Annotated in this window: 8 protein-coding genes and 1 pseudogene; all 9 read left to right on the top strand. The window is 54.6% G+C overall.

The genetic code is table 11. From position 1 onward, the window contains the following. Positions 1-164 (top strand): EF-Tu C-terminal domain-related protein (locus ACR0A1_RS11985; protein WP_480867648.1); only part of this gene is annotated, 164 nt, incomplete at its 5' end. Positions 165-402: 238 nt separating this feature from the next. Then, a complete protein-coding gene (locus ACR0A1_RS11980) occupies positions 403-2115 on the top strand; it encodes an amidohydrolase (RefSeq protein WP_480503737.1) in 1713 nt (570 codons plus the stop codon). Between the two features lie 27 nt (positions 2116-2142). After that, positions 2143-2286: pseudogene (locus ACR0A1_RS11975) on the top strand (EF-Tu C-terminal domain-related protein); the annotation flags it as partial. A 243-nt stretch (positions 2287-2529) separates the two neighbouring features. Beyond that, on the top strand, positions 2530-3147 hold the full coding sequence (locus ACR0A1_RS11970; RefSeq protein ID WP_170424533.1) for a hypothetical protein: 618 nt from the start codon (positions 2530-2532) through the stop codon (positions 3145-3147). Positions 3148-3348: 201 nt separating this feature from the next. After that, positions 3349-3663 carry a 30S ribosomal protein S10 gene (gene rpsJ, locus ACR0A1_RS11965; protein ID WP_008756422.1) on the top strand — a complete coding sequence of 105 codons (315 nt, stop codon included), beginning with the start codon at positions 3349-3351 and terminating at the stop codon, positions 3661-3663. An 18-nt stretch (positions 3664-3681) separates the two neighbouring features. Continuing rightward, complete coding sequence (gene rplC, locus ACR0A1_RS11960) at positions 3682-4407, top strand: 50S ribosomal protein L3 (protein WP_039538255.1); 726 nt, start codon at positions 3682-3684, stop codon at positions 4405-4407. Further along, positions 4404-5021 carry a 50S ribosomal protein L4 gene (gene rplD, locus ACR0A1_RS11955; protein WP_010437039.1) on the top strand — a complete coding sequence of 206 codons (618 nt, stop codon included), beginning with the start codon at positions 4404-4406 and terminating at the stop codon, positions 5019-5021. Before rplC ends, rplD begins: the two co-directional genes overlap by 4 nt. Beyond that, entirely contained in the window at positions 5018-5314 is a 297-nt protein-coding gene (locus ACR0A1_RS11950) for a 50S ribosomal protein L23 (RefSeq protein ID WP_008757532.1), read from the top strand. Before rplD ends, ACR0A1_RS11950 begins: the two co-directional genes overlap by 4 nt. After that, complete coding sequence (locus ACR0A1_RS11945) at positions 5311-5943, top strand: hypothetical protein (RefSeq protein ID WP_480751952.1); 633 nt, start codon at positions 5311-5313, stop codon at positions 5941-5943. The genes ACR0A1_RS11950 and ACR0A1_RS11945 overlap by 4 nt, the downstream gene beginning before the upstream one ends. Positions 5944-6000 lie beyond the last annotated feature (57 nt).

Here is a 6000-nt window from a genome sequence, read left to right as displayed (position 1 = left end):
CCGTGACCCTGGCGGCTGGCACCGAGATGGTTATGCCCGGCGACAACGTCGGCTTCACCGTCGAGCTGATCGCCCCGATCGCGATGGAAGACGGCCTGCGTTTCGCCATCCGCGAAGGCGGCCGCACCGTCGGCGCCGGCGTCGTGTCGAAAATCATCGAGTAATTCGCGTAAGCGAATATACAAAGAAAGGGCGTCCCTCGGGGCGCCCTTTTTCGTTTTTGCCTAAGCCAACAGTAATGCTAACTTCTTTCGTATTGAGACATTGCAATTAGAAAGAGGTCATAAGATGCACTTTTGGGCGCGTTCAGTTTGTCTTGTCGCAGCGGTTGCTTTCTCATCTACCTCTGCGTCCTCACAAAAGATTGCGGATCGGATCTATTTGGGCGGACCAATTGTAACGATGAACGATACGGCTCCGTCCGCCGAAGCTGTCGCAGTCAAAGACGGGCGCATTCTTGCGGTCGGGTCGCTATCTGACTTGTCGGTGCATCAGGGTGAGGAAACCGAAACCTATGATCTGGAAGGGCGCGCGATGCTTCCGGGTTTCGTTGATAGCCACGGACATGTCGTCATGGGCGGCCTGCAAGCTCTGTCCGCTAACCTTCTTGCGCCACCGGACGGGGATGTCATTGATATCGCCAGTCTGCAATCCACGCTGACTGACTGGGCCGAGGAGAATGCGCAAGCCGTTGAGCAGGTCAAAATGATCATCGGCTTTGGTTACGATAATGCTCAATTAAAGGAACTCCGTCACCCAACACGACAAGAGTTGGACATTGTGTCTGAGGACTTGCCGGTCGTCATTATTCATCAGTCTGGGCATATAGGTGTCGCAAACTCGAAAGCTTTGGAATTGGCTGGTATAACGGCGGCTTCCGAAGCACCTCCGGGCGGGGTGATCCAACGCGATGAGGCCGGAGAGCCAAACGGTGTTCTGGAGGAGTACGCGTTCTTTTCTGTTCTCGTTCCCTTGCTGGGAAATCTGGGTGAAGAGGGTCTGGCAGCATTTGCCCGAGCTGGAACCGACCTTTGGGCAAAGTTTGGATATACGACCGGGCAGGAAGGCCGATCATCAGGTCAGATTGTCGAGGTTCTCAGGAAAGTTGCTGCGGAAGAAGCTCTTCCAATCGATGTAGTAGCCTTCCCGGATGTTCTTGAGTCGAAAGAGTTTATTGGTGCGAACACTTCGAAAAGCTACGAAAACAGGGTTCGGGTCGGGGGCTGTAAACTTACAATTGATGGCTCGCCGCAAGGTTTCACCGCTTTAAGGGATCGACCCTATTATGATCCGGTTGGGAACTATGCTGCCGGCTACGCAGGATACGCAGCCATCACGATGGAGCAACTCCAGGACGCGGTGAATTGGTGTTACGACAACGATTTCCAAATCCTCGTGCATTCCAACGGTGAAGGGGCATCTGACATGCTGATTGCTGCACTCGAAGAGGCACAGATCAAGTATGGCGATCCCGGCAACCGCCCAGTTCTGATTCACGGTCAGTTTCTTCGCGAGGATCAAGTCGCAAGCCTTAAGCGCCTTGGTGTGTTTCCGTCGCTCTTTCCGATGCATACGTTCTATTGGGGCGATTGGCACCGGGATCATACGGTCGGGCCGATAAACGCAGAAAATATTTCGCCTACAGGATGGCTGCACGAGCGTGGCATGAAGTTCGGCACGCATCACGATGCGCCGGTCGCCTTTCCGAACAGCATGCGTGTTCTCGCCGCGACGGTAACCCGCCGCACACGGTCTGGTGACATTTTGGGTCCCCATCAAAGAGTCGACGTTATGACCGCCTTGAAAGCCATGACAATCTGGCCCGCCTGGCAGCATTTTGAAGAAGACGAGAAGGGGTCTATCGAAGTTGGAAAAGTCGCGGACTTTGTGATTTTGTCGGACGATCCTACTGCCGTCGATCCGGAAACACTGGCGGAGCTTGAAGTGCGTGTAACGATTAAAGGCGACGAGGTGGTCTATGAAGCGGAAGGCGATGTCAGAGAGGGAAATCTGCAATTCTCGCCATTTTCAAATGACCCTGTGATTGCACACCTTTTCATGCACGCGGTCTATCAAGGCATGAAGGTTGAAGCCCCGTGGCTTGTTAGGAACTAGCCTGTGGGTTTTGGGAACTGAGACGTCACCGAATTGGTTTTATCCGGCGACAGCTTTGGCTTCACCGTTGAGCTGATCGCGCCGATCGCGATGGAAGACGGCCTGCGCTTCGCGATCCGCGAAGGCGGTCGCACCGTCGGCGCCGGCGTCGTGTCGAAAATCGTCGAGTAAGTCGCGTAAGCGAATGATCAATCGGAAAGGGCGTCCTTCGGGACGCCCTTTTTGTTTGAGTTCTATGATCTCGAGACGTGCCCTAAAAGTGTGTAGAAATTCATTAAGTAATCGCTAGGCCGGGCTTCAGCCCGGCACATCGCTGAGACAATGAAGGCCGCTCCAAACAATGGGGCGGTCTTTTTTGTCGAGAATTGGTTGAGAAAGATTGAAAATACTCGCAAACTCAAAGAATTTTGAGAAATGACACAAGAGTTTGAAGTTCGTGACGCAGTTGAGCATCTAATTTTGATTAAGGCCCATATGCTGTCGTTGGAAGCTTACTCGACACAACTTGCGAAAACTCCTTTATGCAGTGCTGGTCTAGTTTCCTTACGGCAAGCTCACCTTGACCTCAGAATGATCATCGAAGAATTGATGTTGTTGTCTGTTTCGGCTCATCGGGATGTTGGCGAAGCAATTTCTAAGAATTTGCAGAAGAACTATAGTGCCACTCAAAAAATGAAGCTTTTGGAAAAGATCAACCCAAGGTTTTTCCCGGAAGCCATTAGGGTGGTGCCAAGTAAAGAGACAGGTATCGAAGGCCAATTCGTTTCAGTTGAAGAAGATCACCTTAGCCGAATAAAAGCAGAGGACTTTTACAACAAAAGCGGTAACTTTTTGCATGCCTCTTACAAGACTTTGACCGAGCAAGAGTTCGAGCAAGCCAAAGAAGAGTTAGCTGACTTTTTCATTTTGGCGGCCCGATTAATGCACACATTTGAGGTCGACATCTCTGGGAAGGGGTGGTTGATAGCTGGTCACTTAAACCTAGAAGAAGCGCAATTTCCGGTTGTCTTTAGTGCTCGAGTTGAAAAATAGCTTCCGTTTCTGACTGCGTGTCCCTAAATCGGGGTCGACATGTAATCTCCCCCTTGCCAAACCCCACCAACCCCACTAATACGCGCGAGTTCTCAATAAGAACATCAAGGCGGGGTGATTCCCGCCTTTTGGGTTCGATGAGGGTTGGCGATGCGCGTCTGTCCTCCTCTCAACCTCAACGCCTGATAAAAGGCTGTATCTATGCAAAGCCAAAACATCCGTATTCGGCTGAAGGCATTTGACTATCGCGTTCTGGATGCCAGCACGCAAGAGATCGTCAACACTGCCAAGCGGACCGGCGCGAACGTGCGCGGCCCGATCCCACTGCCGAACAAGATTGAGAAGTTCACGGTTCTCCGTGGCCCTCACGTTGACAAGAAATCCCGCGACCAGTTCGAGATCCGTACGCACAAGCGTCTCTTGGACATCGTTGATCCGACCCCCCAGACCGTTGACGCGCTGATGAAGCTCGACCTCGCTGCTGGTGTGGACGTCGAGATCAAGCTGCAGTCGTAAGATCGGAGGGTATAGATTATGCGCTCTGGTATTATCGCAAAAAAAGTTGGCATGACCCGCCTGTTCATGGAAGACGGCAAGCAGATCCCTGTGACCGTTCTTCACCTGGACAACCTGCAGGTCGTTGCACAGCGCACCGCTGACAAAGACGGCTACACTGCCGTTCAGCTGGGCGCCGGTGCTGCCAAAGCAAAACGCACCTCGAAGGCCATGCGCGGTCACTATGCCGCTGCCAAGGTCGAGCCCAAGCGTAAGCTGGCCGAGTTCCGCGTCTCCGAAGATGGCCTGATCGATGTGGGCGCCGAGATTTCGGCAGAACACTTCCTGGAAGGTCAGAAAGTTGACGTTTCGGGCACCTCGATCGGTAAAGGCTTCGCCGGTGCGATGAAGCGTTGGAACTTTGGTGGTCTGCGCGCCTCGCACGGTGTTTCGATCAGCCACCGTTCGCACGGTTCGACCGGTCAGTGTCAGGACCCGGGCAAGGTGTTCAAAGGCAAGAAGATGGCCGGTCACATGGGGGCTGCCCGTGTCACCACCCAGAACCTGGAAGTCGTCAAAACCGACGCCGACCGGAATCTGGTCTTCATCAAAGGCGCCGTTCCCGGACCGAAATCGGGCTGGGTCACCGTCAAGGACGCCGTCAAGAAGAAAGCACCGGAAGGCCTGCCTTTCCCGGCAGCCGTAAAAGGTGCTGCAACTGAAGCACCTGCGGAAGAAGCTCCCGCGGAAGGTGGTGAAGCATGAAACTTGATGTAATCAAACTGGACGGCGGCAAAGCCGGCAACATCGAGCTGGATGCGGACCTGTTCGGCCTTGAGCCGCGCGCGGACATCCTGCACCGTGTGGTCCGTTGGCAGCGCAACAACGCGCAGGCTGGCACTCACAAGGTCAAGACCCGCTCGGAAACCAGCTACTCGACCAAGAAGATCTATCGCCAGAAGGGCACCGGTGGCGCACGCCATGGTGACCGTAACGCGCCGATCTTCCGTGGTGGTGGTATCTACAAAGGCCCCGTCGTGCGTTCGCACGGTCATGACCTGCCGAAGAAGTTCCGCAAGCTTGGCCTGCGCCACGCTCTGTCGGCGAAAGCCAAGGCCGGTGAACTGGTTGTGATCGAAAACGCCGAAGCCGAAGGCAAGACCGCCGCTCTGGCCAAACAGGTTGCAAACCTGGGCTGGAAACGTGCTCTGGTCATCGACGGCGCGACCGTGAACGAAGGGTTCCTGAAAGCGTCCAAGAACATCGAAGGTCTGGATATCCTGCCGTCGATGGGCGCAAACGTCTATGACATCCTCAAGCGTGACACTCTGGTGCTCACCAAAGCGGCTGTCGAAGCACTGGAGGCTCGTCTGAAATGAGCGCGAAGGCAGAACACTACGACGTGATCCGCAAGCCGATCATCACTGAAAAGTCGACCATGGCGTCCGAAAACGGCGCGGTTGTCTTTGAAGTGGCGATCGATAGCAACAAGCCGCAGATCAAAGAGGCCGTTGAGGCGCTGTTTGGTGTAAAGGTCAAAGCGGTGAACACCACTGTGACCAAAGGCAAGGTCAAGCGGTTCCGCGGCCAGCTGGGCCGTCGGAAAGACGTCAAAAAAGCATATGTGACCCTGGAAGAGGGTAACACAATCGACGTGAGCACCGGTCTTTGATCCGACGCTTACTGCGACTATTCACGGCCCCGGCGGTTCAACCCGCCGGGGCCGATTTCGTTTCAGACCCTGAAACTGCGCGTGCGCAGGTGTTGGAGAAGATGCGGGCTTTCAGCGCCGAGCCCTATTTTCAGATCGCCGATGAAAAGCTGGGGCTGTTGTCGGTTTTCGACGATCTGAGATATGACCGCGCGGATGTGGACATGATCTCTCCGGCGATGCGCAATCATGTGGTCGGTAAGCTTGGTCCGCTGGGGTTTCGCCAGACCTCGGGTACGGTGTTGGAACACGTCGAGGCCGAGATGCGTGTGCACATCCCCAAGTTCCACGCCCTCGGTGCGTCGCCCTTCGACATCACGCGCTATACTGAGAAACGCCCGCAGGATTACTGTCTCCTGACGCCTACACAGGTGGCCTGCCAGTATGTGGATCACTACGTGCTGGACGAAGCGGTGCAGCGGATCGAGACGTTAATTACGAAGCACCCGATCAACCTGCTCAAACTGGCGGATTATCTGGAAGGCAAACCCAAGCACCGCGCATTTCGCAAGGTTTTGGGTCATATCCAACTCAAGCAACGTATCGCGGTAGAGTCTGAGCCGCTCTGCAGAAGGCGGTCGTTGGGGTAAGAGTTTCGTTGACTCATCAGAAACGCGTCAGAAGCACGTGCAACCCTGGAAGAGAGG

This window comes from Ruegeria sp. D6, assembly GCF_056534365.1.
The sequence above is the reverse complement of the archived record's forward strand: the minus strand, read 5'-3'. Positions and strand labels throughout refer to the sequence as shown.

Excerpts from the sequence above, each read along its gene's own strand:
- ACR0A1_RS11980 (WP_480503737.1), top strand. The coding sequence starts at position 403 with ATGAACGATACGGCTCCGTCCGCCGAAGCTGTCGCAGTCAAAGACGGG.
- ACR0A1_RS11950 (WP_008757532.1), top strand. The coding sequence starts at position 5,018 with ATGAGCGCGAAGGCAGAACACTACGACGTGATCCGCAAGCCGATCATC.
- rplC (WP_039538255.1), top strand. The coding sequence starts at position 3,682 with ATGCGCTCTGGTATTATCGCAAAAAAAGTTGGCATGACCCGCCTGTTC.
- ACR0A1_RS11970 (WP_170424533.1), top strand. The coding sequence starts at position 2,530 with ATGACACAAGAGTTTGAAGTTCGTGACGCAGTTGAGCATCTAATTTTG.
- rpsJ (WP_008756422.1), top strand. The coding sequence starts at position 3,349 with ATGCAAAGCCAAAACATCCGTATTCGGCTGAAGGCATTTGACTATCGC.
- rplD (WP_010437039.1), top strand. The coding sequence starts at position 4,404 with ATGAAACTTGATGTAATCAAACTGGACGGCGGCAAAGCCGGCAACATC.